We start from the raw sequence: 24333 nt of genomic DNA, 5'->3' as shown, positions 1-24333 counted from the left end.
CCGCCGCCGAGCCCGGGGAGTGCCGTCAGCCCTTGGCCTGGCCGGCGGCGACCTCCTCGGCGGTGAAGTATCCGGAGTCGATCAGGACCGGCTTGATGTCGTCCTTGAACACGGTCTGCACCGGCAGCAGGTACGACGGGACGACCTTGACCCCGTTGTTGTAGGTCTCGGTGTCGTTGGCCTGCGGCGTCTTGTCCTGGAGGAACGACTCACCGGCGACCACGGCCTGCTCGGCCAGCAGCCGGGTGTCCTTGAAGATCGTGGAACTCTGCACGCCGTCGTTGATCAGCTTGACCGAGGCGATCTCGGCGTCCTGTCCGGTCACCACCGGCATGTCGCCGCTGTAGCCGGCGTTCTGCAGGGCGGTGATGATGCCGCGCGACAGGCCGTCGTACGGCGAGAGCACCCCGGCGACCTTGCTGCCGTCGTTGTAGCTCGACGTCAGCAGGTCCTCCATCCGCTTCTGCGCGCCCTCCTGCTGCCAGCGCAGGATCGCCACCTGATCGATCTTGGTCTGACCGGACTTCACCTTCAGCGTGCCGGCGTCGATGAACGGCTTGAGGGTTTCCATGGCGCCGTTGAAGAAGAAGTGCGCGTTGTTGTCGTCGAGTGACCCGGCGAACAGTTCGATGTTGAACGGCCCGGTCGCCTCGCCCTTCCCGCCGTCCTTGGTCTGCAGGCCCAGACCGACGAGAAGCGCGGTGGCCTGTGCCACGCCGACCTTGAAGTTGTCGAAGCTGACGTAGAAGTCGACGTTCGGGCTGTCCCGGATGAGGCGGTCGTAGGCGATGACCGGGATCTTGGCGTCGGCCGCCGCCTGCAACTGTCCGCTGAGCGCCGTGCCGTCGATCGCCGCGATGATCAGCACATCGGCACCACGGGTGATCATCTGGTCGACCTGCTGCGACTGGGTGGGGATGTCGTCGCCGGCGTACTGAAGGTCCACCTTGTAGCCCTTGGCCTCCAGCTTCTCCTTGACGGAGTTGCCGTCGGCGATCCACCGCTCGGAGGTCTGGGTGGGCATCGAGACGCCGATGGTCAGATCGCCGGGCTTGTCGCTGTCGTTGCCGCCACCACCGGCGCCGTCACCACTGCAGGCCGCCATGCTCAGCGCCAGGACGACGCTACCGAGAGCGGCCAGGATTTTTCTGCTCACTGGCTTCCCCAATCTGAACCCGCGCCGTCAGCCGGCTGCGTGGGTCGCACTTGGAGGCCAAGTGTTAGCGCTCACATGTAGCAGGTCAACACCTGCCCGGAAATCCAGCGGTCACGGTCTCGTAACGTTCCCACGACTCCTCCGATCAGCCAGGTAGCCGCAGGTCAGGGCGGGTGAAGGCGACGGGCGAAGCAGCATCTCATCGACACCTGAGGATGCCCCTGCGGCGTCGAACGCGACTCGCCGACGACCGCCGCGCAGCGCCCGAACGTCGCCCTGCGCCCCGTCGCGCACCGGGTGCGACATCGATGACCACAAAGGGTGACATCGGCGACCACAAGGGACGGCCGGACACGGTGAACCCGCGCAGGCAGCCTCGGGCCTCGACAGCCGCCTGCCCTTGACAGCACACCGACTCCCGGAAGATGCTCTGCTAAATCAGTTTAGCGACTGTATCCCCGGCTCCCCTGAGCAGTTGTCAGCACGCGCGGGCCAGTCGCACCCCACCAGGGAGGATCGATGAGACTGCGCAGGGCGCTGATCGCCGTCGCCGCGGCGCTGGCGATCGGCATGTCCGGTACGGCCTACGCCGCAGCCGGCGACCGGGGCGGTGCCGGCGGCATCGCCGGCATCACCCCCATCACCACCGTCTACACCTACGGTCAGAAGGTCTCGGCCGTCGCCGTCGAGTACCCGGCCACTGTCAACCCGCGCACCCTGGACACCTCGACCTTCGCGGTGTCCGACACCACGTACAACTTCCGCTTCAACCCGATCGAAGACCTGCCGAAGCTGGCGGAGCGGACGGTCACCCACACCTACACCAACGACGCCCCGACCGTCCGCGCCGACCGCCGGTCGGTGCCGGGGCGGTACGTCATCGTGGAGTTGGACCCGGACGAGAACCTCGGCTGGACCGTCGTGCTCTCCAAGTGCCCGACCTTCCTGTGCCACGTCAAGGTCAACGATGACCTGCCCACCCGGGTGGTCCAGCGCAAGGACGTCCACGCCCAGCCGGGCAACGGCAAGGGCAAGGGCCCGGTGCTGGCCAAGGCGGCGCCGAGCACCGCGCACCGGGTCACCGAGAAGGCCGTCAACCTGCTCGTCGACGACTTCCGGTACGGCTCGTACCTCAACGGCGGCATGGTGCTGCCGTACCACTACCACCTGCCGAAGAACTACCAGCCCGGCAGGACGTACCCGCTGATGGTGGTGCTGCCCGGCCACGGCATGGGCTGGGACGGCGACAACCTGGGCGTGCAGATCGCCGCCGACATCCCGGCGACGGCCTGGTTGCAGTCGAGCTGGACCGGCAGCACCGAGGACGTCATCGTGCTGGCCCCGCAGAACCAGCGGGTCGGTCTGCCCGCCGAGGGGGACCTGCTGATCCGGCTGGTCGAGCAGTTCGTCAAGGACCACCCGGTGGACACCGGCCGGGTCTACGCCACCACCGTGTCGTACGGCTCGCGTCTGCTGTGGGAGGCGTTCGCCAAGCGGCCCGACCTGTTCACCGCCGGCCTGGTCACCGGTGGCTTCCAGATCAGCGCCGCCCAGGCGACCGCGATCGCCGCCGGTGAGGTGCCGCTCTGGATCACCCACGGGGTCAACGACCACCTGCTCAACATCTCGCTGGCCCGCAACACGCACGCCGCGCTGCGGGCGGCGTACGAGGCGCAGGGCACCTCGCCCGAGCGGACCGCCGAGCTGCTGCGCTACACCGAGTACGGCGACGAGGCGTTCTCGCTGCCGGACCACCACGCCGCCTACGGCCCGACGTACGAGGACAGCAGCATCCTGCGGTGGCTGCTGGCCCAGCGGTGACGCGTCGGTGAGGATCGGCTCCTGACGCAGCGCGCCGGCCGCGGCACCCCCGTGGTGCGCGGCCGGCGCGCCGCTTTCGATGGTCCGTGCCCGCCCGGCGGAGCGGGCACGGACGCTCCTGGGGCCGACCCGAACGTTCCTGGGGGCCGACCCGAACGTTGCTCAGCCGCCGATCGCGACGGCGAAGATGTGCATGGTCGGCACGTTGGCTGCCGGTCGCGCGCTGATGTTCGGCAGTTCGACCCGGCTCACCGGCTTGTTCTGCAATCCCACCCCGACGTAGTAGACGCAGGCGGCGACGTTGTGCCGCTGGTTGCCGGGCCGGTTCTGGTACGCCGTCACGATGGCGGCGGTGGCGCCGGAGTGCGGTCCGCCGTACCAGTCGGGGGTGCTCAACGTGAAGCTCTGCCGGCTGCCGTCGGCGTAGACCACCGTGGCGGTGCCGGACACGGCACCGTAGGTGCCGGTGGCGAGGAACCCGAGCGTACGACCCGTGCCGGTCACGCTTATCGACTGCCCTGAGGCGATGGCGTTGTCCGCGCCGCCGGGGGCCACGTTCGGCCAACGGAAGTTCACGCCGTTGCGGCTCACGGTGCTGCCCGGGGTGACGCCGGCCTGGGCCAGTGCCTGCGCGGAGAGGCTGGCGCCGTTGCCGTCGAAGTTGGCCGCCCCGGTGTTGGAGTCGTTCGTGGTGCTGGCGTTGCTGAAGCTCTGCTCCAGCGTCGGTGCGGCCGCCGCCGAGCCGGTGGCCCGGTAGGTGCGTCCACCCTGCACGGTGACCTCGATCAGGTCGGTCTCGACGCGGGTGATGAGGGCCGGCGTGCCGTCGGTGGTGTCGACGACGGTGAAGGTGCCGGTGAACATCCGACCGCGCAGGCGTACGGTGCCGGGCCGGTCCGGCCGCACGAGGATCTCGGTGGCCTGGCCGTTGCTCCAGGTGATGCCGACGGTGTGCCCGCCACGCCCGCGCAGGCCGCTGACCGAGCCGCTGGGCCAGGCGGCCGGCAGGGCGGGCAGCAGGTGCAGTTCACCGGCGTGGCTGTGCAGCAGCATCTCGGCGATGCCGGCGGTGGCGCCGAAGTTCCCGTCGATCTGGAACGGTGGGTGCAGGTCGAACATGTTGGGGGCGAGCCGGGCGGTGGTGGCCAGGTAGCGGATGAGGTCGTGGGCGCGGTTGCCTTCCTCGAGGCGGGCCCAGAAGTTGATTTTCCAGGCCAGCGACCAGCCGGTGCCGTCGTCGCCGCGGATCTCCAGGGTCCGGCGGGCGGCCTCGAACAGTTGCGGGGTGCCGCGCCGGGTGATCTGGTTGCTGGGGGCGAGGCCGTAGAGGTGCGAGACGTGCCGGTGGTTGCGTTCGGTCTCCACCCAGTCGTAGAGCCACTCCATGATGTTGCCACGCGAGCCGATCCGGGTCGGGGCGAGCCGGTCGCGGGTGGCCCGGACCTGGGCCCGGAAGGTGGCATCGGTGTTGAGGATCTCGCTGGCCCGGGCACAGCCGTCGAAGAGGTCCCGCAGGATCTGGTTGTCCATGGTCGGGCCGGCGCAGACGCTCGCGTCGGCATGGTGGCCGATCTCGGGTGAGTTCGACGGGTTGGTGACCAGGTAGCCGAGGCTCGGCTCGGTGACCAGGGTGTCGAGGAAGAACTGCGCGGCGCCCTTCATGGCGGGGTAGTTGGCGCGCAGGAAGTCCAGGTCGCCGGTGAACAGGTAGTGGTCCCAGATCATGGTGGCCAGCCACGCGCCGCCGGTCTGCCACATCCCCCAGAACGCGCCGTCGATCACCGACGATCCACGCCAGGCGTCGGTGTTGTGGTGGGTGACCCATCCCCCGGCCCCGTACTGCACCTGGGCGGTACGCGCGCCGCTGACGGTCAGGTCCTGGATCATCGAGAAGACCGGTTGGTAGCACTCGGACAGGTTCGTGGTGTCCGCCGGCCAGTAGTTCATCGGCAGGTTCGCGTTGATCGTGTACTTCGAATCCCAGGCCGGGGTCAGCGAGTCGTTCCAGATGCCCTGGAGGTTCGCCGGTTGGGTGCCCGGCCGCGACGAGGAGATCAGCAGGTACCGGCCGTACTGGAAGAGCAGGGCCGAGAACTGCGGGTCGTTCACCGAGTTGTGCTGGGCGATCCGTACGTCCGTCGGCTGGTCCGCCGCCGAGGTACGCCCCAGGTCGAGACTGACCCGACCGAACAGCGCCTGGTAGTCGGCGACGTGTCGGGCGCGCAGCTGGTCGTAGCTGCTGGCCCGGGCCGCGGTGAGGTGCCGCCACGCGATGCCCTGGTAGTCGCCGCCGACGTTGCGGAAGTTGACATAGCTGGAGCCGATCGAGATGAGCAGGGTCACGCTTGTGGCGCCGCTGACCCGCAGCGTCCCACCGGAACTGCTCACGGTGCCGCCGCTGACGGTGGCGTGCGCCAGCGCGAGGAACCGGACCGCCCCGGTCACGCCTTCCTGGTTGCCGGAGACGCCGTCGAGAGCGATCGTGGCCCCGTCCGGACTGGACACGGTGGTCCGCTGCGGGCTGTCGAACGTCGCGGTGAAGGTGATCGAGGCGGACCGGTCGGCGGTCAACCGCATCGCGATGACCTGGTCCGGCGCGCTGGCGAAGACCTCCCGCTGGAAGCGCACCCCGTTCATCACGTAGCTGACGGAGGTGGTCGCGGTGGTGAGATCCAGCTGCCGGTTGTACTGCGAGGTGCCGCTGGCGTTGGCGAAGGCCAGCCGGAGGTTGCCGACCGTCTGGTAGGCCAGTTGTCCGACCGGGTTGCCGAGCATGGTCTGGTTGATCAGGTTCTGGGCCTGGGTCCACTGGTTGGCGAAGACCAGCCGCCGGATCTCCGCGAGCGAGCCCTGACCTCTGGGGTTGCTGGAGTCGTGCGGCCCACCGGCCCAGACGGTGTCCTCGTTGAGCTGGAGCCGTTCCGTGTCGCTGTTGCCGAACACCATGGCGCCCAGTCGGCCGTTGCCGATCGGCAAGGCCCGCAGCCAGTCGGTGCCGGCAGAGCGGTCGTACCAGAGCGCGAGGTCGCCGGCCGCCAGCACCTGTGGGGGTGCCACCGAGTCGGCGCGGGCGACTGCGGTCCAGGGCAGCGGCAGCAGGGCACCCCCGGCGCCCGCCGCGCCGATCTTGAGGGCCTGCCGTCGGGTCAGGTCTGACATCGATCCTCCAAGGCGGTGACCGATCCCGGCCACCCGAAGCGCGCGGAAACACTGAATGAGGAATCAGCCCGTTGAAGCCAGCCGCGGCCGCGATGCGTCAGGTCGCCGGTAGCCTGCGAAACAGGCAGACATATGATGTGTTTCGGAAATGTTACTACCGCCTCGAACAATAGGCAATGGTCGATACCTGTCTCGGACCTGCCGGATGGACCCGCGAAAACCGCTGCCAGTGGTGATTCTGGGGGAAGGAAGGCCCGACACCCGGACATGCCGAAGAGTGCGACCGGCGGAGCGTTCGCCGGTCGCTTACATCAGATGTTCATGGGTACGCCTTGCTGCGTCGGGGCTGTGTGGTGGCGGCTATGCGGTCGGGCCGCGACGGGCGTGCGGAATCCGGTCCACGTTGGCCAGCCGGACGAGTGCGGCGGTGCGCAGCACGGCGGGCTCGTCGAGGGCCAGCCGGCGCGCATGCTCGACGAACAGGTCCGGTATCCGGTAGCGGGCCCCGCACTCGACGACCAGCCGGCGCTCCACCAGGTCGGCCAGGGTGCGCCGGGCGTGCACGAGAGTCAGGTTGCCAAGCGCCGCCGCCGCGCACACGTCGAAATCCGGGCCCGGATGCAGACCCAGACAGCGGAACAGCCGCCGCCGGCTGGCGGGCAGGGTGCGGTAGGCCAGGTCGAAGGCGGCCGTCGCGGCCCGCTGCTCCGCAGCGGCGTCGACCGGCTGACGGCGTACGCGGTCAAGCGCGACGAACGTGGCGGTGGTGGTACCGCCCGGCAGCCGCCCCGCGTACCTCACCCGGCCTGTCAGCCGCATGAAACCCCCTCCTACCAGCCGAATCCGGGGAGTGACCTCCGACTTCGACGGTGGCCGCACCGGCGACCAAGGTGTCCTTCTCCTGTGTCGAGAGATAAAATGTTATCGATAACACTGCAGGAGTCAATGGCACGGCAGTTCAGCGGGCCAGCCAGCCGCCATCGACCGGGATGATCGCCCCGTGCAGGTAGGCCGCGGCGTCGGAGGCCAGGAACACGGTGATCCCCGCGAGGTCCTCGGGCCGCCCCCAGCGCCCGGCCGGGATCCGTTCCAGGATCGCCTGGTTGCGTTCCGGCTGCTCGCGCAACGCCTGGGTGTTGTCCGTACTGATGTAGCCCGGTGCGATGGCGTTGACGTTGACGCCGTGCCGCGCCCACTCGTTTGCCAACGCACGGGTCAGCCCGGCGATCCCCGACTTCGCCGCGGCGTAGCCGGGCACGGTGATGCCCCCCTGGAAGCTCAACATCGACGCGGTGAAGATGATCTTCCCGCTGCCCCGGGCCACCATGTCCCGACCGACCTCGCGGGCGAGCAGGAACGGCGCGGACAGGTCGACCTCCAGCACGTGGTCCCAGTCGGTGTCGGAGTGCTCGACGGCCGGCGCGCGGCGGATGGTGCCGGCGTTGTTGACCAGGATGTCCACCGGCCGGTCCCGCTGGCCGAGCCACCGCGCGAGCGCCCGGACGGCCTCGCGGTCGGACAGGTCCGCGCGGTACGGCACGAACGAACGCCCCTGCGCGCCGACCCGGGCCTCGACCTCGCTACCGGTCTCCTCCAGGGCGGCGCTCACGCCGATCACGTCGGCGCCGGCCGCGGCGAGCGCTTCGGCCATCGCCAGGCCGATGCCGCGGCGGCAGCCGGTCACCACGGCCAGCCGGCCGCTGAGGTCGAACATCGTCACGCGTCTCCTCCACAGTCCACGAGCACCTTGACGTCGCCACCGGTGGCCAGTGCCTCGAACGCCTGCGCCACCTCGGTCAACGGCACGATGCGGGAGATCAGCCGGTCGGCCGGCACCTGACCACCGTGCACCAGACGGACCGCCTCGACGTAGTCCGCGCGCTCGTAGACGCGTACGCCGATCACCTCCAGCTCGCGCCAGAAGATCCGGTGCAGGTCCACCTCGCGGGGGGCAGGGTGGATCGCCACCACGACCAACCGCCCGCGTACGGCGAGCAGGTCCGTCGCCGTACGGACACCGGCGGCTGATCCGGACACCTCGTAGACCACCTCGGCACCGGCTCCCCCGGTCACCTCGCGGACGTAGCCGGCGACGTCGACAGTCGCGGGATCCACCGCGGGCAGGCCGAGGTCGGCGGCGAGTTGACGCCGCCGCGGGTCGAGTTCGAGCACGGTCACCTGGGCACCGGTCGTCCGCGCGACGGTGCCGATGAGCAGCCCGACCGGGCCGGCGCCGATGACCACCGCGTGTTCACCGGCGACCAGGCGGGACCGCCGTACGTCGTGCACGGCGACCGCGGTCGGCTCCACCAGCGCGGCGTGGGCCAGGGACAGCCCTTCGGGCAGCGGCACCAGGATCCGCGCCGGCACCGTCCAGGACCGCTGCATCGCGCCGGGCGAGTCGATGCCGACGAAGTTGAGCCGGTGACAGATGTGGGTGTGCCCGGCACGGCAGGCGGGACAGTCGCCGCACCAGTCCAGCGGCATCACCGTCACCGGGTCCCCCACCCGGTGGCCCTCGACACCGGCGCCCAACTCCGCGATACGGCCCGACATCTCGTGTCCGATCACCGCCGGCCGCTGGACCCGCTGGTCCATCGCGCCGTGGGCGATGTGCAGGTCGGTGCCGCAGATCCCGGTGTAGGCGACCTCGATGCGGACCTGCCCGGGGCCGGGCGGCACCGGGTCGGCCTCCTTGACGACGAAGGTCTGGTCGCCGACGTAGTACGCGCTGCGGTTCACGCCGCCTCCTCGGTCAGGTGCTTGTCGACGGACGTGACCGGACGCCGGTCCCGCTGCCGGGGTGGCACGGCGGACCGCGGCCGCGACAAACGTCCGATGTCTCTATAGTGGTGGATGCTGGTACCGGTCACCGCCGGTGGATCCGAGCCGAGGGCGCGAGGCGGGCCGGTCCGAAGGGGGCGTGGATGGCACTTACCGACGACGCGATCGCGAAGATCCGGAGCATGATCCAGAGCGGTGAACTGCCACCGGGGGCCCGGCTGCCACCGGAACCACAACTGGCCGCCCAGATGGGGCTCTCCCGCAGCGGCGTCCGGGAGGCGGTGAAGGTGCTGGAGTCGGCCCGGGTGCTCGACGTACGGCGCGGTGACGGCACCTACGTCACAAGTCTCGCTCCGCGACTGCTGCTGGAAGGGCTGGGCCTGGCGGTCGAACTGCTGCGCGACGACACCCTGCTGGAGGTCATGGAGGTGCGCCGGATGCTGGAGCCGGTGGCCACCGGCCTGGCGGCGCTGCGGATGACCGACGCCCAACTCGACGAACTGGCCCAGATCCTGGAGGACATGCGGGCCGCGGCCGACGACGCCGAGAAGCTGATCCAGTTCGACACCGCCTTCCACCACACCGTCATCGCCACCACCGGCAACGAGACCCTCACCTCGCTGCTGGACGGGCTCTCCAGCCGTACGCTGCGGGCCCGGGTGTGGCGTGGCCTGATCGAGGGCAACGCGGCACACAAGACGATCGACGAACACCACGCCATCTATCTCGCCCTGCGTTCGCGGGACCAGCTGCTCGCCCAGGCCAGCGCGCTGATCCACGTGAACACCTCCGAGGCGTGGTTGCGTACGGTGCTCGCGGCCAACGCGGCGAAGGCCCAGCGACGCGCTCATCCGGGCGCTCCGGCGGGGCGGATCGACGGTACGGACAGTCCGTAGGTGCGTACCGCGGTGCCGGCGAAGATCTCGTTGCGCTGCCGGTCGGTGAGCGTCGGCAGGGCCGCCTCCAGGGCCCGCCGCACGCCCGGATAGTCCGACCTGAGCAGGCACACCGGCCAGTCCGAACCAAACATCAGACGATCGGCGCCGAACTGTTTCACCGCCTCCTCGACGAACGGCCGCAGGTCGTCCGGCGACCAGTGCGGCGCCGCCTCGGTCACCAGGCCGGACAGCTTGGCGGTCACGTTCGGGTGGGCCGCCAGGTCGGCGAAGGGCGTACGCCACCGGCGCAGTCCCGCCGCACCCTCGTCGATGCGGGGCTTGCCGAGGTGGTCCAGGACGAACCGGAGTTCGGGCAGCGCCTGTGCCGCCCGGGCCGCGGCGGGCAGCTGATCGGCCCGGATCACCAGGTCGAACACCAGGCCGGCGGCGGCGATCTCGGCCAGTCCCCGGCGTACCTCGGGCCGATCGAGGTAGTCGGGGTCGGTCTCCCCCTGCACCTGCGAGCGGAGCCCGACCAGCAACTCGCCACCGCGCAGCCGCCGGTAGCCGGCGATGGTCTCGGCGACGTCACCGGCGGCAACGTCGAGCCAGGCCACCACTCCCAGGATCGGCGCGGTCTCGGCGGCGTAGCCGAGGAACTCGGCCGCCTCGTCGCGATGGCAGCGACCACCCTCGACGAGCACCGTGCCGTACACCCCGGTCGCGCTCAGCTCGGCGGTCAGGTCCTCCGGTGTGAACGGCCGGCGGATCACCGCCAGCTCGGGCTCGTCGAGCCAGGTGTAGCCGCGTTCCGGCCGCCACAGGTGGTGATGCGCGTCGATGATCATGCCGGCGCTCCCGCCATGGTCGGGGCGGCCCACTCCGGGCCGTCGGGGTAGCGGTAGTCGGCAAGCGCGGCGGGCACGAGTTGGGCGCTCATGCCCGGCGCGGTGGGGGCCAGGTAACGGCCGTCGCTGATGCGTACCGGATCGACGAAGTGTTCGTGCAGGTGGTCGACGTACTCGATGGCCCGCTCGTCGGTGCTGCCGCTGAGCGCGACGAAGTCGAACATGGCCAGGTGCTGCACCAACTCGCACAGGCCCACGCCACCGGCGTGCGGGCAGACCGGCACCCCGAACTTGGCGGCGAGCAGCAGGATCGCCAGGTTCTCGTTGACGCCGGCGACCCGGCACGCGTCGATCTGCACCACGTCGACCGCGTCGGCCTGGAGCAACTGCTTGAACATCACCGCGTTGTGCACGTGCTCGCCGGTGGCCACCTTCACCGGTGCCAGGGCGGCGCGTACGGCGGCGTGGCCCAGCACGTCGTCGGGCGAGGTCGGCTCCTCGATCCAGTACGGGTCGAACACGGCCAGCTCACGCATCCACTCGATCGCCTCGGGTACGCCCCAGACCTGGTTGGCGTCCACCGCGATGCGCACGTGCGGCCCGACCGCCTGCCGGGCGATGCCCATCCGGCGGATGTCGTCGGCCAGGTTGCCGCCGACCTTGAGCTTGATCAGGCGGTACCCCGCGTCGACTGCCTCCCGGCACAGCCGGGCCAGCTTCTCGTCGTCGTAGCCGAGCCAGCCGGGTGTGGTGGTGTATGCCGGGTAGCCCTCGGTCCGCAGGATCCGCTCGCGCTCGGCGCGGCCGTCGGCGGCGGCACGCAGCAGCGCCACCGCCTCCTGCTCGGTGAGGGCGTCGCGCAGGTAGCGGAAGTCCACCTGGGCCACGAGTTGTTCCGGGGTGAGGTCGGCCAGCAGCTTCCAGAGCGGCTGACCGGCCCGCCGGGCGGCCAGGTCCCATACCGCGTTGACCAGGCCGCCGGCGGCCATGTGCACCACGCCCTTCTCCGGGCCCAGCCAGCGGATCTGGCTGTCGCCGACGAGTCGCCGGGCCAACGCGCCGGGGTCGGCGACGAGCTCGTCGACCGACTGGCCGATCACCATGGCGGCCAACGACTGCACCGCCGCCACCTGGATCTCGGTGCCGCGCCCCACCGTGAAGACCAGACCGTGCCCCTCGGCCCCGGCGGTGGTACGCAGCAGCACGTACGCGGCGGAGTAGTCCGGGAACGGGTTCATCGCGTCCGACCCGTCCCGGTGCCGGGAGGTGGGGAATCGTACGTCGATGGTCTCTACGGACGAGATGAGTTCAGTCACCGGGGCTCCTGTGGGATCGGACATCTGACCTGCCTGTGCCGGGTGCTCGCCGGTCGGGGCGCCGCAGCGGTGCACCTCATGTCTGGGCCTTGCCTCCGGTGATGCGGGAGACCACCAGGGCCACCAGGATGACCGTGCCGTTGAGGAAGTTGGTCCACTGTGCGGGCACACCGGCCAGCGTCAACACGTTGATGATCATGAACAGGAGCAGGACGCCGGTGAAGGCGCCGAACACTGTGCCCTTGCCGCCGTTGAGGCTGACCCCACCGATGACGGCGGCGGCGAACACCTGGAAGATGGCGCCGCTGCCCTGCGCCGCGGGCACCGAGGCGAGCCGACCGCTGATCAGCAGCCCGGCCAGGGCGGCGAGCATGCTGGCGACGATCAGCGCGATCCACAGCACCCGGTCGGTACGGATGCCGGCGGCGCGGGCCGCGTCGACGTTGCCGCCGATGGCGTAGAGCGCCCGACCGGCCCGGGTGTAGCCCAGCACCACGATGCCGACGGCGAACAGCAGCAACGACACCCAGATCGACACCGGTACGCCGAACCAGCTCGCCGAGCCCAGGTAGGTCATCGACTCGGGCAGGGCGAAGAAGGTCTTGCCCCCAGAGATGCCGGTAAGCAGTCCGCGCAGCACGATGAGCATGCCCAGCGTGACGATGAACCCGTTGAGGCCGAACCGGACGATGAGCAGGCCGTTGAAGGCGCCGACGAGGGCGCCGACGGCAAGCACGACCGGGACCGCCCAGGCCGACGGCAGCACGTCGAGCCCGAGGCCGCGGGTCAGGGCCGGGTCGATGACCAGCCAGGCGGCGATGCCGGGGGCGAGTCCGAAGGTGGATTCCAGGGACAGGTCCATCTTCCCGGTGATCAGCACGATCGTCTGGGCGAGCACCACTATCGCGATCTCCGACATGCTCTGCAGCACGTTGATGATGTTGTCGGAGCTGAGGAAGACCGGGTTGACGACGAAGCCGACGACCGCGACCGCGATGATCGCCGGCACCAGGGCCAGGTCCCGCAGTCGGGCGATGGCCAGCGTCCGCGACGGCGGCCCGGCCGACGGTGGTGGCGCGGCAGCCGGTGACGCGGCGGTGGACAGCGTCTCAGACATGGTGGAGATCCACCCCTTCCATGGCGGCTACCAGATCGTTGTCGCTCCAGCCGTGGGCCATCTCGCGGACGACCCGTCCCTGGAACATCACCAGCACGCGGTCGCAGATCCGCAGGTCGTCGACCTCGTCGGAGACGACGAGCACGGTGGTGCCGCGGCGTCGTACCTGCTCGACGACGCCGAGCAGGGTCTGCTTGGACCGCACGTCGACACCGGCGGTCGGCGTGATGAGCACCAGCAGCTTCGGGTCACTGGCCAGCGCCCGGCCCATCACCACCTTCTGCTGGTTGCCGCCGGACAGCTCCGCGACGGGCACCTGCGGGCCGGCCGCCTTGATCGCGAGGTCGGCGATGCTCTGCCGGGCGAGGGCGTCGCGGCGCGCCGGGGAGATGAGACCCCGCCGGCCGACCCGGTGCGGCACGGTCATCGTGACGTTCTCCGCGATGGACAGCAGCGGCACCAGTCCCTCCCGGTGCCGGTCCTGCGGGACCAGACCCACGCCGGCGGCCAGCGCGTCGGGCACGCTGCCGGGACGCAACCGCCGGCCGTCGAGGGTGATCGTCCCGCCCGCCGGGCGGGCCAGTCCGACGATCGCCTCGGCCACCTCGACCTTGCCGCTGCCGCCGCCACCGGCGATCCCGACGACCTCGCCGGCCCTCGCCTCCAGCGACAGTTGCGCGCCGGAGGCGGTGACCAGGTCGCGTACCGACACCAGCACCGGCACCTCGCGCGACGGCGGCCGAGGTGCCGCCTCGGGCATGCTCACGTCCTCGCCCGTCATGGCCGCCACCAGCGCCGGCCGGCTCAGCTGCGCCACCGGGGCGGTCACGATGTGCCGGGCGTCGCGGAACACCGTCACCTGGTCGCAGATCTCGTAGATCTCCTGCAGGTGGTGGCTGATGAACAGAAACGTCACGCCCTGGGCGCGCAGGTCGCGGATGCGGGCGAACAACCGCCCGATGCCCGCGCCGTCCAGTTGGGCGGTCGGCTCGTCGAGGATGATGAACCGGGCCCCGAAGGACAGTGCCCGGGCGATCTCCACGAACTGCCGCTGCTCGACGGTGAGCGTCGCGGCGGGCTGGCGTACGTCGACGTCGACCGACCATTCGGCGAGCAGCTCCTGGGCCTGCCGGCGCAGGGTGTTCCAGCGGATCAGCCGGCCCGGCCCGCGGGCGTGCCGGTTGAGGAACAGGTTCTCCGCCACCGTCAGGGCCGGGATGATCGTCGACTTCTGGTAGACGCAGGCGACCTGCCGTCGCCATGCGTCGCGGTCGCCGAGCGGCGGTGCCGCAGCGCCGCCGAAGAGCACCCGGCCCTCGTCGGCCGCCTGCAGGCCGGTGAGGATGCCGACAAGCGTGGACTTGCCGGCACCGTTGCGCCCGACCAGGGCGTGCGTCTCCCCGCGCCGGACCACGATGCCGGCCTCGGACAGGGCCAGTGTCGATCCGAAGCGTTTGGTGACGTTCACCGCCTCGACGACGGGCTGGTCGTCGCCGACCGGCCCGTCGGTCGGGGCTTGCCGGGTGGCGCTCATCCGTTGTTGCCCCACAGCGAGGCGTCGTCGAACTTCGTGGTGGGCTCGCCGCCGATCGGCGCGCCGTCCAGGGTCACCAGCGGCGCGGGCAACTGGTCCTCCAGCAGCCCGTCACGCACCTGAATGATGGTGCTGCCGTGCTCGGTCGGGCCGGGCTGGAACGTCTTGCCCTCGATCGCCGCCTTGACGTACTCCAGCCCGTACTTGGCGTAGAGGTCGGCGGGCTGGCTGACAGTGGCGTCGATGAGACCCTCGCCGATGTTCTTCAGCTCCTCGGGGATGCCGTCGTTGGAGACCACGAAGACGTGCCTGGGGTCGGTCGGGGGCACCTGGAGACCGCGTTGCTTGAGGATCTGCAGCGTGCCGGAGAGGGCGAACGACGACTGCATGTAGATGCCCTTGACGTCCGGGTCGGAGGCGAACCGGGTCTGCAGCTTCGACGCCGCCACGTCCGCCTTCCAGTCGGTGGCCTCGCCGAAGACGGTGATGCCGGGGAAGTCCCGTTGCATGCACTCGTTGAACGCCTCGGTGCGGTCCCGGCCGTTGATCGAGTCGAGGCCACCCTGGAGCATCACCACCTTGCCCTTGCCGCCGAGCTTGGTGCCGAGGAACTGGCAGGCCTTCGTCCCGTACGCGCGGTTGTCGGCGCGGACCACCATGAACACGTTGCCGGTGTCCGGCCGGGTGTCGATGGTGACCACCGGGATCTTCTTGTCGTCGAGCTGGGCCAGCGTGGGCGCGATGGCCGCGGTGTCCTGCGGTGCCATCACCACGCCCTTGACGCCCTGACTCATGAAGGTCTGGGTGTTCGAGATCAGGTTCGCGATGTCGTTCTGCGAGTTGGTGGTCTTCAGGTCGACCCCCAGCTCGGAGGCGAACTGCGGCACGTAGGTGATGTACGAGTTCCAGAAGTCGGTGTCGGAGCGCGGGTAGTCCACCCCGACGAGCAGCTCGGAGCCGCCCGAGCCGGACCCGCCGGTGGCGTCGTTGCCGCAGCCGGCGGCGAAGGTGGCCGACGCGGCGAGCATCGTGGCCACCCCCATACCGAGCAGAGCCCTACGGTTCATTGCCGTTCCTCCATATCGGGAAGTCATCGACACGGTCGCGCCCGGGGGTGGCGGCGACGCGGGTCGGACGGGGATGGCGAAGGATCAGACATCAATGGCGGCCTAGACATCGGACGTTATACGTTTCCGCCGCGTAACGTCAACGCCCCGATCCCGAGGCGGAGCGGCACTCGACACGTGGATCCGCGACGAAGACACGCCGATAGGTCTGATGATTGTGCGCGGTGACGACTCAGCGGGGCGAACGGTTCACCCGCCGATGTTGGCGGTCACAACCGGTCGCCGATCGATCACTGTTTTCCGTCGCAGAGGCGCTCCGGGAACGCTAACATCGACGCCCGGTGATTGTCAGCCCTCGTCCCGAATCGTCCCCGGGACGGCCCACCGAAGACCGACGTCACTGGCAGGCTGGGGGCATGAGTCGCCACATCCAAGTCACCTTCGACGCCCATGACCCGACGGCACTGTCGTCGTTCTGGCGGAACGTGCTGGGCTACGTACATCCGGGTCCGCCCGGGGTCGACCTGCCCGACGGCGCTGACCCGCTGGCTGCGTGGGACGACTTTCTCGCCCGACTCGGGGTGCCGCCGGAGCAGCGCAACACGCGATCGGCCATCGAGGACCCGGACGGGCACGGTCCCCGGCTGTTCTTCCAGCAGGTACCGGAGGACAAGGTCACCAAGAACCGGGTCCACCTCGACGTGCGGGTCGCGCCCGAGTTGCAGGGCGACGAGCGGATGGCCGCGCTGGAGGCCGAGTGTGATCGGCTGGTGGCGCTGGGCGCGAGCCGGCTACGCCGGGTCGAACCCGCGCCGCCGTTCGAGAGCGGCTTCATCGTGATGGCCGATCCGGAGGGCAACGAGTTCTGCCTGGACTGAACCGGCCACGAGGGGGTGACACCGACGCCACGGCCGGGGGGTGCGGCCGTGGCGTCGGGTGTCCTACTCCCCCAGGCAGTCGCGCACCGCGGCGCTGAGCAGGTTGGCTCGTTCGTCGTCGACGCCGCCCATCTGGTTGACCACGTAAGCGAAGCCGACCTGGTGGGCGTCGTCACCGAAGGCCAGGTGCCCGCCGGCACCGTCGTGGCCGAAGCTGCGTGGCCCGAGCATCGGCCGGGGCAGCGAGTGCACGAGGAACCCGGTGCCCCACTGGTGTCCGGCGTCGGGGTGGCCGTACACCTGCTGGCCGGCGGCGCGGACGGCGATCGCGTCGTCGACGGATGCGGTGGTGAGCAGCGGGGGTCCGTCGATCTCCGATACGCAGGCGGCGTAGAGGCGGGCGAGGCTCTCGGCGGTGCTGACCGCGCCCGCGCCGGGGACCTGCGCCGCCTGGATGGCCGGGTCGTTGAAGCTGACCTCGTTGTTCTCGTCGGCCGGGAAGGGGAAGGCACCTCCCATGGTGATGGCGCGTTCGGAGACCGGGTCGATCTCCGGGCCGGGGTCCCCGATCGGCCCCAGCATCCAGGCGACCGCGTCGCGTTCGGCGGCCGGCAGTCCGATCCAGGTACGCAGGCCGAGCGGCTCGGCGAGGGCGCGGGCGAACCAGACGCCGGGCAGCTCACCGGTGATCCGGCGGATCACCTCACCGATCAGCCAGCCGAAGGTGATCGGGTGGTAGCTGTGCGCGGTGCCCGGCTTCCACAGTGGCGCCTGCGCCTCGATCGCCTGGATCACCGGATCCCAGGCGAGCACTTCCTCCCTGGTGAAGGGCTTGTCCAGCGCCGACAGGCCGGACTGGTGGGTGAGCAGCCAGCGGACCGGGATCTCCGCCTTGCCGTTCTGGCCGAACTCGGGCCAGTAGCGGGTGACCGGGGCGTCCAGGTCCAGCCGGCCCTGCTGGACCAGCAGGTACGCGCAGATCGTCATGATCCCCTTGGTGCAGGAGAAGACGACGGCCGGTGTCCCGGCGGTCCACGGTCGCCCCGAGCGGGGGTCGGCCGACCCGCCGTGCAGGTCGACGACCTTGCGTCCGCGCCGGTAGACGGCGACCGCGGCGCCGACCTCCTGCCGGTGGGTGAAGTTGTCACGGAACACGTCGGCGACCCGGCCGAAGCCGTCCTCGACGTCACCGTGGATCTGGGTGTCGGTCAACCCGCTATCCCTTCACTGAGCCCTGAAGCAGGGCCTTGATGAACTGCCGCTGGAAGATCAGGAACACGATGAGTGTGGGGGTGAGGATCAACAACGACCCGGCGCACAGCAGCACCAGGTCCGTCCCCCACTGTCCCTGGAAAGCGCCGAGCGCACCAGCCATGGTCCGCTTGGTGGCATCATCGACCATCACGATGGCGAGCAGGAACTGGTTCCAGGTCCAGAGGAACAGCAGGATCGTCAGCGAGGCGATCGCCGGGCGGGCCAGCGGCACGTGGATCCGCCAGAACAACTGCCAGGTGTTGCTGCCGTCGACCCGCGCCGCCTCGGACAGTTCGGCCGGCACGTTTGTGAAGTGCGCCCGCATCCAGAACACCGCGAACGGCATGTAGAGGCCGATCAGCGGCAGGATGATCGCCCAGCGGGTGTTGAGCAGGCCCAGGTCACGCATCTGGTAGTACAGCGGCGTGACCACCGCCTCGAAGGGCAGGGTCAGCCCGAGCAGCAGCAGCCCGAAGGCGATGTGACCGCCGGGTACCCGCAGGTGACCGAGGCCGAAGCCGGCCATTGTCGCGATGAGCACGCCGATCGGCACCACCCCGGCCACGATCAGCATGCTGGACTTGAGCAGGGCGCCCATGTTCGCGGCGGTGAAGGCGTCGGCGAAGTTGCTCCACTGTGGGTCCGACGGCCAGGCCAGACCGGTGGGTACGGTGCCGCGCGGTTGCAGCGCCGCCGACAGCATGCTCAGGAACGGCAGCAGGGTGACCACGACGAGGGCGATCAGGAAGATCCGCCCGCTCACCCGCTCGCTGCGACTTGTCAGGTTCATGGCTTCTCCCCTCGGGTCAGCCGCTGGATCGGCAGCACGCAGACCAGCACCAGCAGCATCAGCACCACGCCCAGGGCGGAGGCGAGCCCGACCTGCCGCTGGGAGAAGGCGAGCCGGTAGATCTCCAGGCCCGGCACGGTGGTCTGGATGCCCGGACCGCCGCTTGTGGAGATGTAGACGATGTCGAAGCTGGCCAGTGCCGCGATGACGGTCACCGTGAGGCAGACGCCGATCTCCTGGCGCAGGCTGGGCAGGGTCACGGCGAAGAACTCGCGGATCGGGCCGGCACCGTCCATCCGGGCCGCCTCGTAGAGCGACGGGTCGATCTTGCTCATGCCGGTGACCAGCAGGATGGTGCAGAGGCCGAGCATGATCCAGGTCCCGATCACCCCGACCGCCGGCAGCGCGGTGCTGAACTCACCGAGCCAGGGACGGGTGACGCGGTCCAGGCCGACGGCCCGCAGCAACTGGTTGACCAGGCCGTTGCTGGACAGCACCCAGCTCCAGGCGATGCCGGCCGCGACAAGTGGGATCACCTGCGGCAGGAACAGCACGGTACGGACCAGGGTGCCGCCCGGTCCGGTGGTGATCCGCCGTACCAGGCTGGCCACCAGCAGACCGAGCACGACCGGGATGAAGCTGAAGAAGATGATCAGGACGAACGCGTTCGTGATGATCTTCAGCAGGTCCCGGTCGGTGAAGACGGTCAGGTAGTTGTCGAACCCGACCCACTGGGCCGGCCCGATGCCGTTCCAGCGGTACAGCGAGTACTGCACGGTCAGCGCGAGCGGGCGCAGCACGAAGAAGCCGTACATGAGCAGAGCGGGCAGGACCCAGAGCCACCCGATCCACCTGGTCGGGCGACCCCTACGGTTTCGGCGCGCGGGTCGCGCCGGGTCCGCCCCGCCGGGCCGGGTCGCGGTGCCCGGCCCGGCGGGGACGCTGCCGAGGGCAGACGTCATCGGATTCCTTCCGTGGCTTCCCCGGCCCACGGGCCGGGGAAGAGGTCAGCGGGACAGTTCCTTCTCGTACTCGGCCTGCACCGCCTTGACGTAGCCCTGCGGGTTCTGCTGGCCGGCGATCAGCTTCTGCATCTCCGGGGTGATCGCCGAGGCGAAGATGCCGCCGGTGGCGTTGGCGGTGAAGTCGACGGCACCGTTGTCGGCGCCGAGCTGCTGCGAGGCCTTGAGGGTCTCGGCCAGCACGGTGCCCTCGCCCACGGCCGGCAGCGCCGACGTGCTCGGGCCGCCCGGGTGCGAGCCGCCGACGTTCACCGAGATCTCCCGGGCCTTGTCGTTGGTGTGCGCCCAGTTCAGGAAGTACGCGGCGGCGTCGGCGTTCTTGGCCTTGGCCCCGACGCCGAAGGTGTTCGGCGCGGACATCGCGACCCGCTTGGCGTCGGGGGTCTCACCCGGGAAGAGGAAGAAGCCGACGTTGCCGGCCATGTTCTTGTCCAGGTTCGCCGACTCCCAGTCGCCGTTGAACATGAACACGCCGTTGCCCTTCATGAACTCGCCCATCATCGCGGTGTAGTCGATGGCGTTCGCGTCCTTCGGGAAGTAGCCGGCCTGGGCCCACTTCTGGATGCTCTCGGTGGCCTTGAGCGCGGCCGGGGTGTCGAAGGTGGCACCCGGCTTCTGGAAGATCCAGTCGGCGATCTGCTGCGGGTCGCCGAACTGGTTCTGCAGCGCCTGGTGCGGGAAGTTGATGCCTGCGGTGTTCTTGTTGAACTGCATGATCGGCTGAAGGTTCGCGGCCTTGGCCTTGGCCAGCAGGTCCTCGAACTCGGCGATGGTGGCCGGCGGCTGGGTCATGCCGATCTGCTCGGCCTGCTTCTTGTTGTAGAACACGCCGGTGACGCTGTAGCCCAGCCCCATGCCGTAGAGGGAGCCGCTGCCACGCTGGGCGCCACCGTCGCTGAGCCGCAGCTGCACCAGCTGGGAGGCGGGGAACTTGTCCCACCCGTGGGCGTCGAAGTACGGGTCCAGGTTCTTCAGCAGGCCGTCCTTGACCAGGTCGACCATGGTCGGCAGCCGGATGATGTCGGGCGCGTTGTCCGAGGCCAGGACGCGCGGGGCGTTCTCCACGATGACGGTGAACTGGTCTTCGCGGACGTTGAACGTGACGTTCGGGTGCTGCTTGGTGAACTCGTCGGCGAGCGCCTTGGCCAGCGGGAAGCCGGTCTCGGCGTACATCTCCAAGGTGATCGGGTCGGTGCCGAGCTCGGTGCTGACCGCGGCGTCGGCATCGCCCGACGGGGTCTGCTCCGTGCCCGGAGCGCTACAGGCGGTGATGGTCAGGCCGGCGGTTAGCAGCGGCACGAGTAGTGCCAGCCGGCGTCGAGTGAACCTGGTCGAGAACTCCGGCACCTCAATGCTCCTTGACTCGTCCGCGTGCCTCGCCGTCCGACGGTCCGCGCGCCCCACGGATCGACCTTCGGCCGGGTGGGACGACGCACCGGGACTCCGGCTCGCGGTATCCAATGACAAAATGGCGGATTACGTCCTCCGCCAGCGGCTCAACTACGTCGCTAAACTGATTTAGCAGAGCATGCGCGTGATGCCGGGCACTGTCAAGAAGCAGTTGGCAACGGTCCGGAAACAACCGGTTCACCTGGCGGGTCCGACGCCGGCCGGGCCGCCCGCCGGTGATCGGTCCTTTGCCGCAACGCATCATGATGGGACGGCGGCGCGCGACGGACCGCCGCGATCGGAGGACTGATGGGCCGCGACCGAGCAACCCTGGCCGATGTCGCCAAGCGGGCAGGGCTGTCCAAGACCGCCGCCTCGATGGTGCTCAACGGGCGGGAGGGCACCCGACTGTCCGCCGAGGCGCACCAGCGGGTCTTCGCCGCGGCCGAGGAACTCGGTTACCGGCCCAACGTGGCCGCGCGCAGTCTGCGTACCCGCAAGACCGCCACCATCGCGTTCGTCTCCGACATCGTGGCCACCACCCGCTTCGCCGGTGGCCTGATCCGCGGCGCGCTGGACGCCGCCCGCGAGCGCGACCACGTCCTGCTCATCACCGAGACCCAGGGCGACGCGACGTTCGAGCGGTACGCCATCGAGGCGATCCTGGACCGCCAGGTCGACGGCGTCATCTACGCCGCCATGGCCACCCGCCGCCTGTCCGTGCCGCCGGCGATCCTCAGTGGGCCGGTCGTGCTGCTCAACGCGACGAGCGCCGAGGACCTGCCCTGCGTGCTGCCCGACGACGAGGGGGCGGCCGCCGCGATCGCCGAGACCCTGCTCGGGTGCGGCCACCGGGACCGGATCGCACTGATCGGGCGCAACCGGCAGAAGGAACGTGATCCGGAGATCTCGCTGGCCGCCGAGGCCCGGTTACGCGGCATCCGAGCCACCCTCGCCGCCGCCGGGGTCTCGCTGCTCGTCGAGAGCTTCTGTCCCGAGTGGCTGCCGGAACACGGCTACACCGCGACCCGGGCGCTGCTGGCCCGGCCGGACCGGCCGACCGCGATCATCTGCATGAACGACCGGCTCGCCTTCGGCGCGTACCAGGCGCTCGGCGAGGCGGGGTTGACCATCCCCGACGACATCTCGGTGATCTCCTTCGACGACGACCCCACCGCCTCGTGGTTGCGCCCGCGGCTGTCCACGGCCGCCCTGCCGCACGAGCAGATGGGGCGACGGGCGGTGGAGTTGCTGCTCGACGGCGAGGCCCCGGCGCAGTCGCTCGTGCCGATGCCGCTGCGGCGGCGCCGGTCGGTCGCCGCGCCGGCCGGCTCACCTGCTGCGGAGCACGACTGACGGCAGTGCGGTGCTAGCCGCTAAACCGATTTAGTGGTACGTTCCCCGCCATGCTACGTCTGCCCGACCACTGGGTGTGGGACAGCTGGTACGCCCAGGACGACGACGGTTCGTGGCACGCGTTCTTCCTGCGTGCCTCCCGGGCCCTGCTCGACCCGCACCGCCGCCACCGGCGCGCCTCGATCGGTCACGCCGTATCGGCGGACCTCCGCTCCTGGCAGCTCGTCCCCGACGCGCTGGTGCCCGCCGACTCCCCCGCCTGGGACGACCTGGCGACCTGGACCGGCTGCACGGTCCGTGGCCCGGACGGGCGGTGGTACCTGTTCTACACGGGTGTCGGACGGGCGGAGGACGGTCTCGTCCAGCGCGTCGGCCTCGCCGTCTCCGACGACCTGATCACCTGGCACCGGCACGGCGACGGCCCGCTCGTGGAGGCCGACCCGACCTGGTACGAGCTGCTCGACCCCCAGATGTGGTACGAGCAGGCCTGGCGTGACCCGTGGGTGTTCCCGGACCCGGCCGGCGACGGCTGGCACATGCTCATCACCGCCCGGGCCAACCAGGGGCCCGCCGCCGAACGCGGCGTCATCGGCCACGCCACCTCCCCGGACCTGCTGACCTGGACCGTCAAGCCGCCACTGTCCGCACCGGCCGGCTTCGGTCACCTCGAGGTGCCCCAGGTCGCCGTCGTGGACGGCCAGCCGCTGCTGCTGTTCTGCACCAACGCCGTCGCCGACGGCCCCGAGCACCAACTCTGGGTGGTGCCCGCCCCCACCGTCGGGGGCCCCTGGGACGTGGCCGCCGCGCAGCCGATCGCGCTGCCGAACCTGTACGCGCCACGACTGGTGCCCGACGACGACGGCTGGTCCCTGATCGGCTTCGTCGACCACGTCGACGGTGAGTTCGTCGGTGCGATCAGCGACCCGGTGCCCGTGCACTACCAGCCGGGCACCGGCCTGCTCCCCCGACTACCCGCCGCCAGGACCAGCGGAGGCTGAGGTGCACACCAGCGACCCTTCCCCGACGGTCACCGTGCTCGGCGAGGCTGTCGTCGACCTGGTGCAGGACCCGGACGGCCGGTTCACCGCCCACCCGGGCGGCAGCCCGCTCAACGTGGCGGTCGGCCTGGCCCGGCTCGGCGTACCGGCGACACTGCTCGCCCGCTTCTCCACCAGCCGGTTCGGTCGCCTCCTGCGCGCCCACGCCGACGCCAACGGTGTCGACCTGCGTCACGCCGTCGACACCGACGATCCGGCCACCCTGGCGATCGCCTCGCTCGACGACGACGGAGTCGCCACGTACGACTTCTACGTCGACGGCACCGCCGACTGGCAGTGGCGCGACGCGGAGTTGTCCCCCGCGCTGACCGGCCGAGGCATCCTGCACACCGGTTCGCTGGCGGTGTTCCTCTCCCCCGGCGCCGACCGGGTGGCCGACGCCCTGCGTACCGCGCGGGCCCGAGGCACCCTGATCAGCATCGACCCGAACATCCGCGCCGGCCTGCTCGGTGGCCCCGCACCGGCCCGCGCCCGCGTCGAGCACCTGGCGCGACTGGCCCACCTGGTCAAGGCCAGCGAGGAGGACCTGGCCTGGCTCTACCCGGGTCGACCGGTCGAGGACGTGCTGCGGCACTGGCAGGACCTCGGGGTCACCCTCGCGGTGGTGACCCTGGGCGCCGGCGGTGCGCTCGCCGTGTCCGGCCCCCACCACTTCCGGCAGCCGGCTCCGGTCGTCGAGGTGGCCGACACCATCGGTGCCGGTGACGCGTTCACCGCCGGGCTGCTGGCGCAGCTGTCCCGCGCCGCACCCGGATGGCCTGACGCGGACATCGCCGCGGCCCTGCGGTACGCGGTCGAGGTCGCCGCCGTCACCTGCACCCGCCCGGGCGCCGACCCGCCGTACCGACACGAGCTGTCGAACCCTTTTCAGCCGGGCACCTCGTCCTGACCACGCCGCGTCCGGTG

20 protein-coding genes are annotated in these 24333 nt (G+C 70.3%); 6 read left to right on the top strand and 14 right to left on the bottom strand.

From position 1 onward, the window contains the following. Window positions 1-25: 25 nt before the first annotated feature. On the bottom strand, window positions 26-1156 hold the full coding sequence (chvE, locus tag Vgi01_RS09985; RefSeq protein ID WP_043720736.1) for a multiple monosaccharide ABC transporter substrate-binding protein: 1131 nt from the start codon (window positions 1154-1156) through the stop codon (window positions 26-28). A 519-nt stretch (window positions 1157-1675) separates the two neighbouring features. Between chvE and Vgi01_RS09980 the strand changes: the two genes are divergently transcribed. After that, on the top strand, window positions 1676-2977 hold the full coding sequence (locus Vgi01_RS09980) for a hypothetical protein (protein ID WP_102659360.1): 1302 nt from the start codon (window positions 1676-1678) through the stop codon (window positions 2975-2977). A 162-nt stretch (window positions 2978-3139) separates the two neighbouring features. On the opposite strand, the gene Vgi01_RS09975 is transcribed toward Vgi01_RS09980, so the two are convergent. The 4 genes from Vgi01_RS09975 to Vgi01_RS09960 all read right to left on the bottom strand — a co-directional run bounded on the left by Vgi01_RS09975 (window position 3140) and on the right by Vgi01_RS09960 (window position 8878). After that, window positions 3140-6136: a glycoside hydrolase family 95 protein gene (locus Vgi01_RS09975; RefSeq protein ID WP_204290819.1), complete on the bottom strand. Its 2997-nt coding sequence runs from the start codon at window positions 6134-6136 to the stop codon at window positions 3140-3142. A gap of 360 nt (window positions 6137-6496) precedes the next feature. Next, window positions 6497-6955, bottom strand: a complete 459-nt coding sequence (locus Vgi01_RS09970; protein ID WP_204290818.1) for a hypothetical protein — start codon at window positions 6953-6955, stop codon at window positions 6497-6499. A 139-nt stretch (window positions 6956-7094) separates the two neighbouring features. After that, window positions 7095-7850 carry an SDR family oxidoreductase gene (locus Vgi01_RS09965; RefSeq protein ID WP_204290872.1) on the bottom strand — a complete coding sequence of 252 codons (756 nt, stop codon included), beginning with the start codon at window positions 7848-7850 and terminating at the stop codon, window positions 7095-7097. Window positions 7851-7852: 2 nt separating this feature from the next. After that, window positions 7853-8878 (bottom strand): zinc-dependent alcohol dehydrogenase, encoded by a 1026-nt coding sequence (locus Vgi01_RS09960; RefSeq protein WP_204290817.1) that lies wholly within the window; start codon window positions 8876-8878, stop codon window positions 7853-7855. Window positions 8879-9063: 185 nt separating this feature from the next. Here Vgi01_RS09960 and Vgi01_RS09955 point away from each other — a divergent pair, with 185 nt between their 5' ends. Next, window positions 9064-9816, top strand: a complete 753-nt coding sequence (locus tag Vgi01_RS09955) for a FadR/GntR family transcriptional regulator (RefSeq protein WP_102659365.1) — start codon at window positions 9064-9066, stop codon at window positions 9814-9816. Here the strand turns inward: Vgi01_RS09955 and Vgi01_RS09950 are convergent. From Vgi01_RS09950 to Vgi01_RS09930, 5 genes are read right to left on the bottom strand one after another with little or no spacing between them, the layout of a single operon-like run. Further along, entirely contained in the window at window positions 9768-10646 is an 879-nt protein-coding gene (locus tag Vgi01_RS09950; protein WP_204290816.1) for an amidohydrolase family protein, read from the bottom strand. The two genes, Vgi01_RS09955 and Vgi01_RS09950, sit on opposite strands and share 49 nt — an antisense overlap. Beyond that, window positions 10643-11986: an enolase C-terminal domain-like protein gene (locus Vgi01_RS09945; protein ID WP_102659394.1), complete on the bottom strand. Its 1344-nt coding sequence runs from the start codon at window positions 11984-11986 to the stop codon at window positions 10643-10645. The genes Vgi01_RS09950 and Vgi01_RS09945 overlap by 4 nt, the downstream gene beginning before the upstream one ends. Before the next feature lie 52 nt (window positions 11987-12038). Then, window positions 12039-13079 carry an ABC transporter permease gene (locus Vgi01_RS09940; RefSeq protein ID WP_204290815.1) on the bottom strand — a complete coding sequence of 347 codons (1041 nt, stop codon included), beginning with the start codon at window positions 13077-13079 and terminating at the stop codon, window positions 12039-12041. Continuing rightward, window positions 13072-14613 (bottom strand): sugar ABC transporter ATP-binding protein, encoded by a 1542-nt coding sequence (locus Vgi01_RS09935; RefSeq protein WP_204290814.1) that lies wholly within the window; start codon window positions 14611-14613, stop codon window positions 13072-13074. Before Vgi01_RS09935 ends, Vgi01_RS09940 begins: the two co-directional genes overlap by 8 nt. After that, window positions 14610-15680, bottom strand: a complete 1071-nt coding sequence (locus Vgi01_RS09930) for a sugar ABC transporter substrate-binding protein (protein WP_239088868.1) — start codon at window positions 15678-15680, stop codon at window positions 14610-14612. The genes Vgi01_RS09935 and Vgi01_RS09930 overlap by 4 nt, the downstream gene beginning before the upstream one ends. Before the next feature lie 416 nt (window positions 15681-16096). Between Vgi01_RS09930 and Vgi01_RS09925 the strand changes: the two genes are divergently transcribed. Then, a complete protein-coding gene (locus Vgi01_RS09925; RefSeq protein ID WP_204290813.1) occupies window positions 16097-16558 on the top strand; it encodes a VOC family protein in 462 nt (153 codons plus the stop codon). Window positions 16559-16621: 63 nt separating this feature from the next. Here Vgi01_RS09925 and Vgi01_RS09920 read toward each other — a convergent pair whose 3' ends face one another. Genes Vgi01_RS09920 through Vgi01_RS09905 form a run of 4 tightly spaced genes read right to left on the bottom strand, consistent with a single transcriptional unit; the run spans window position 16622 to window position 20971 of the window. Beyond that, entirely contained in the window at window positions 16622-17770 is a 1149-nt protein-coding gene (locus Vgi01_RS09920; RefSeq protein WP_204290812.1) for a serine hydrolase domain-containing protein, read from the bottom strand. 4 nt (window positions 17771-17774) lie between these two features. Then, window positions 17775-18602: a carbohydrate ABC transporter permease gene (locus Vgi01_RS09915; RefSeq protein ID WP_013733644.1), complete on the bottom strand. Its 828-nt coding sequence runs from the start codon at window positions 18600-18602 to the stop codon at window positions 17775-17777. After that, window positions 18599-19564, bottom strand: a complete 966-nt coding sequence (locus Vgi01_RS09910; protein ID WP_102659372.1) for a carbohydrate ABC transporter permease — start codon at window positions 19562-19564, stop codon at window positions 18599-18601. Before Vgi01_RS09910 ends, Vgi01_RS09915 begins: the two co-directional genes overlap by 4 nt. Before the next feature lie 45 nt (window positions 19565-19609). Next, on the bottom strand, window positions 19610-20971 hold the full coding sequence (locus Vgi01_RS09905) for an ABC transporter substrate-binding protein (protein ID WP_204290811.1): 1362 nt from the start codon (window positions 20969-20971) through the stop codon (window positions 19610-19612). 351 nt (window positions 20972-21322) lie between these two features. On the opposite strand from Vgi01_RS09905, the gene Vgi01_RS09900 reads away from it, so the two are divergent. From Vgi01_RS09900 to Vgi01_RS09890, 3 genes are read left to right on the top strand one after another with little or no spacing between them, the layout of a single operon-like run. Next, window positions 21323-22369, top strand: a complete 1047-nt coding sequence (locus Vgi01_RS09900; protein WP_102659373.1) for a LacI family DNA-binding transcriptional regulator — start codon at window positions 21323-21325, stop codon at window positions 22367-22369. Between the two features lie 50 nt (window positions 22370-22419). Then, window positions 22420-23367 carry a glycoside hydrolase family 68 protein gene (locus Vgi01_RS09895; protein ID WP_204290810.1) on the top strand — a complete coding sequence of 316 codons (948 nt, stop codon included), beginning with the start codon at window positions 22420-22422 and terminating at the stop codon, window positions 23365-23367. 1 nt (window position 23368) lies between these two features. After that, entirely contained in the window at window positions 23369-24316 is a 948-nt protein-coding gene (locus tag Vgi01_RS09890) for a carbohydrate kinase family protein (RefSeq protein WP_204290809.1), read from the top strand. The last annotated feature ends 17 nt before the right edge of the window (window positions 24317-24333 follow it).

It is taken from the genome of Micromonospora gifhornensis (genome assembly GCF_016863515.1).
Classification (GTDB): domain Bacteria; phylum Actinomycetota; class Actinomycetes; order Mycobacteriales; family Micromonosporaceae; genus Micromonospora; species Micromonospora gifhornensis.
The sequence above is the reverse complement of the archived record's forward strand: the minus strand, read 5'-3'. Positions and strand labels throughout refer to the sequence as shown.

Excerpts from the sequence above, each read along its gene's own strand:
- Vgi01_RS09970 (WP_204290818.1), bottom strand. The coding sequence starts at position 6,955 with ATGCGGCTGACAGGCCGGGTGAGGTACGCGGGGCGGCTGCCGGGCGGT.
- Vgi01_RS09945 (WP_102659394.1), bottom strand. The coding sequence starts at position 11,986 with ATGTCCGATCCCACAGGAGCCCCGGTGACTGAACTCATCTCGTCCGTA.
- Vgi01_RS09955 (WP_102659365.1), top strand. The coding sequence starts at position 9,064 with ATGGCACTTACCGACGACGCGATCGCGAAGATCCGGAGCATGATCCAG.
- Vgi01_RS09910 (WP_102659372.1), bottom strand. The coding sequence starts at position 19,564 with ATGACGTCTGCCCTCGGCAGCGTCCCCGCCGGGCCGGGCACCGCGACC.
- Vgi01_RS09925 (WP_204290813.1), top strand. The coding sequence starts at position 16,097 with ATGAGTCGCCACATCCAAGTCACCTTCGACGCCCATGACCCGACGGCA.
- Vgi01_RS09950 (WP_204290816.1), bottom strand. The coding sequence starts at position 10,646 with ATGATCATCGACGCGCATCACCACCTGTGGCGGCCGGAACGCGGCTAC.
- Vgi01_RS09900 (WP_102659373.1), top strand. The coding sequence starts at position 21,323 with ATGGGCCGCGACCGAGCAACCCTGGCCGATGTCGCCAAGCGGGCAGGG.
- Vgi01_RS09895 (WP_204290810.1), top strand. The coding sequence starts at position 22,420 with ATGCTACGTCTGCCCGACCACTGGGTGTGGGACAGCTGGTACGCCCAG.
- Vgi01_RS09965 (WP_204290872.1), bottom strand. The coding sequence starts at position 7,850 with ATGTTCGACCTCAGCGGCCGGCTGGCCGTGGTGACCGGCTGCCGCCGC.
- Vgi01_RS09915 (WP_013733644.1), bottom strand. The coding sequence starts at position 18,602 with ATGAACCTGACAAGTCGCAGCGAGCGGGTGAGCGGGCGGATCTTCCTG.
- Vgi01_RS09935 (WP_204290814.1), bottom strand. The coding sequence starts at position 14,613 with ATGAGCGCCACCCGGCAAGCCCCGACCGACGGGCCGGTCGGCGACGAC.
- Vgi01_RS09975 (WP_204290819.1), bottom strand. The coding sequence starts at position 6,136 with ATGTCAGACCTGACCCGACGGCAGGCCCTCAAGATCGGCGCGGCGGGC.
- Vgi01_RS09940 (WP_204290815.1), bottom strand. The coding sequence starts at position 13,079 with ATGTCTGAGACGCTGTCCACCGCCGCGTCACCGGCTGCCGCGCCACCA.
- Vgi01_RS09930 (WP_239088868.1), bottom strand. The coding sequence starts at position 15,680 with ATGAACCGTAGGGCTCTGCTCGGTATGGGGGTGGCCACGATGCTCGCC.
- Vgi01_RS09980 (WP_102659360.1), top strand. The coding sequence starts at position 1,676 with ATGAGACTGCGCAGGGCGCTGATCGCCGTCGCCGCGGCGCTGGCGATC.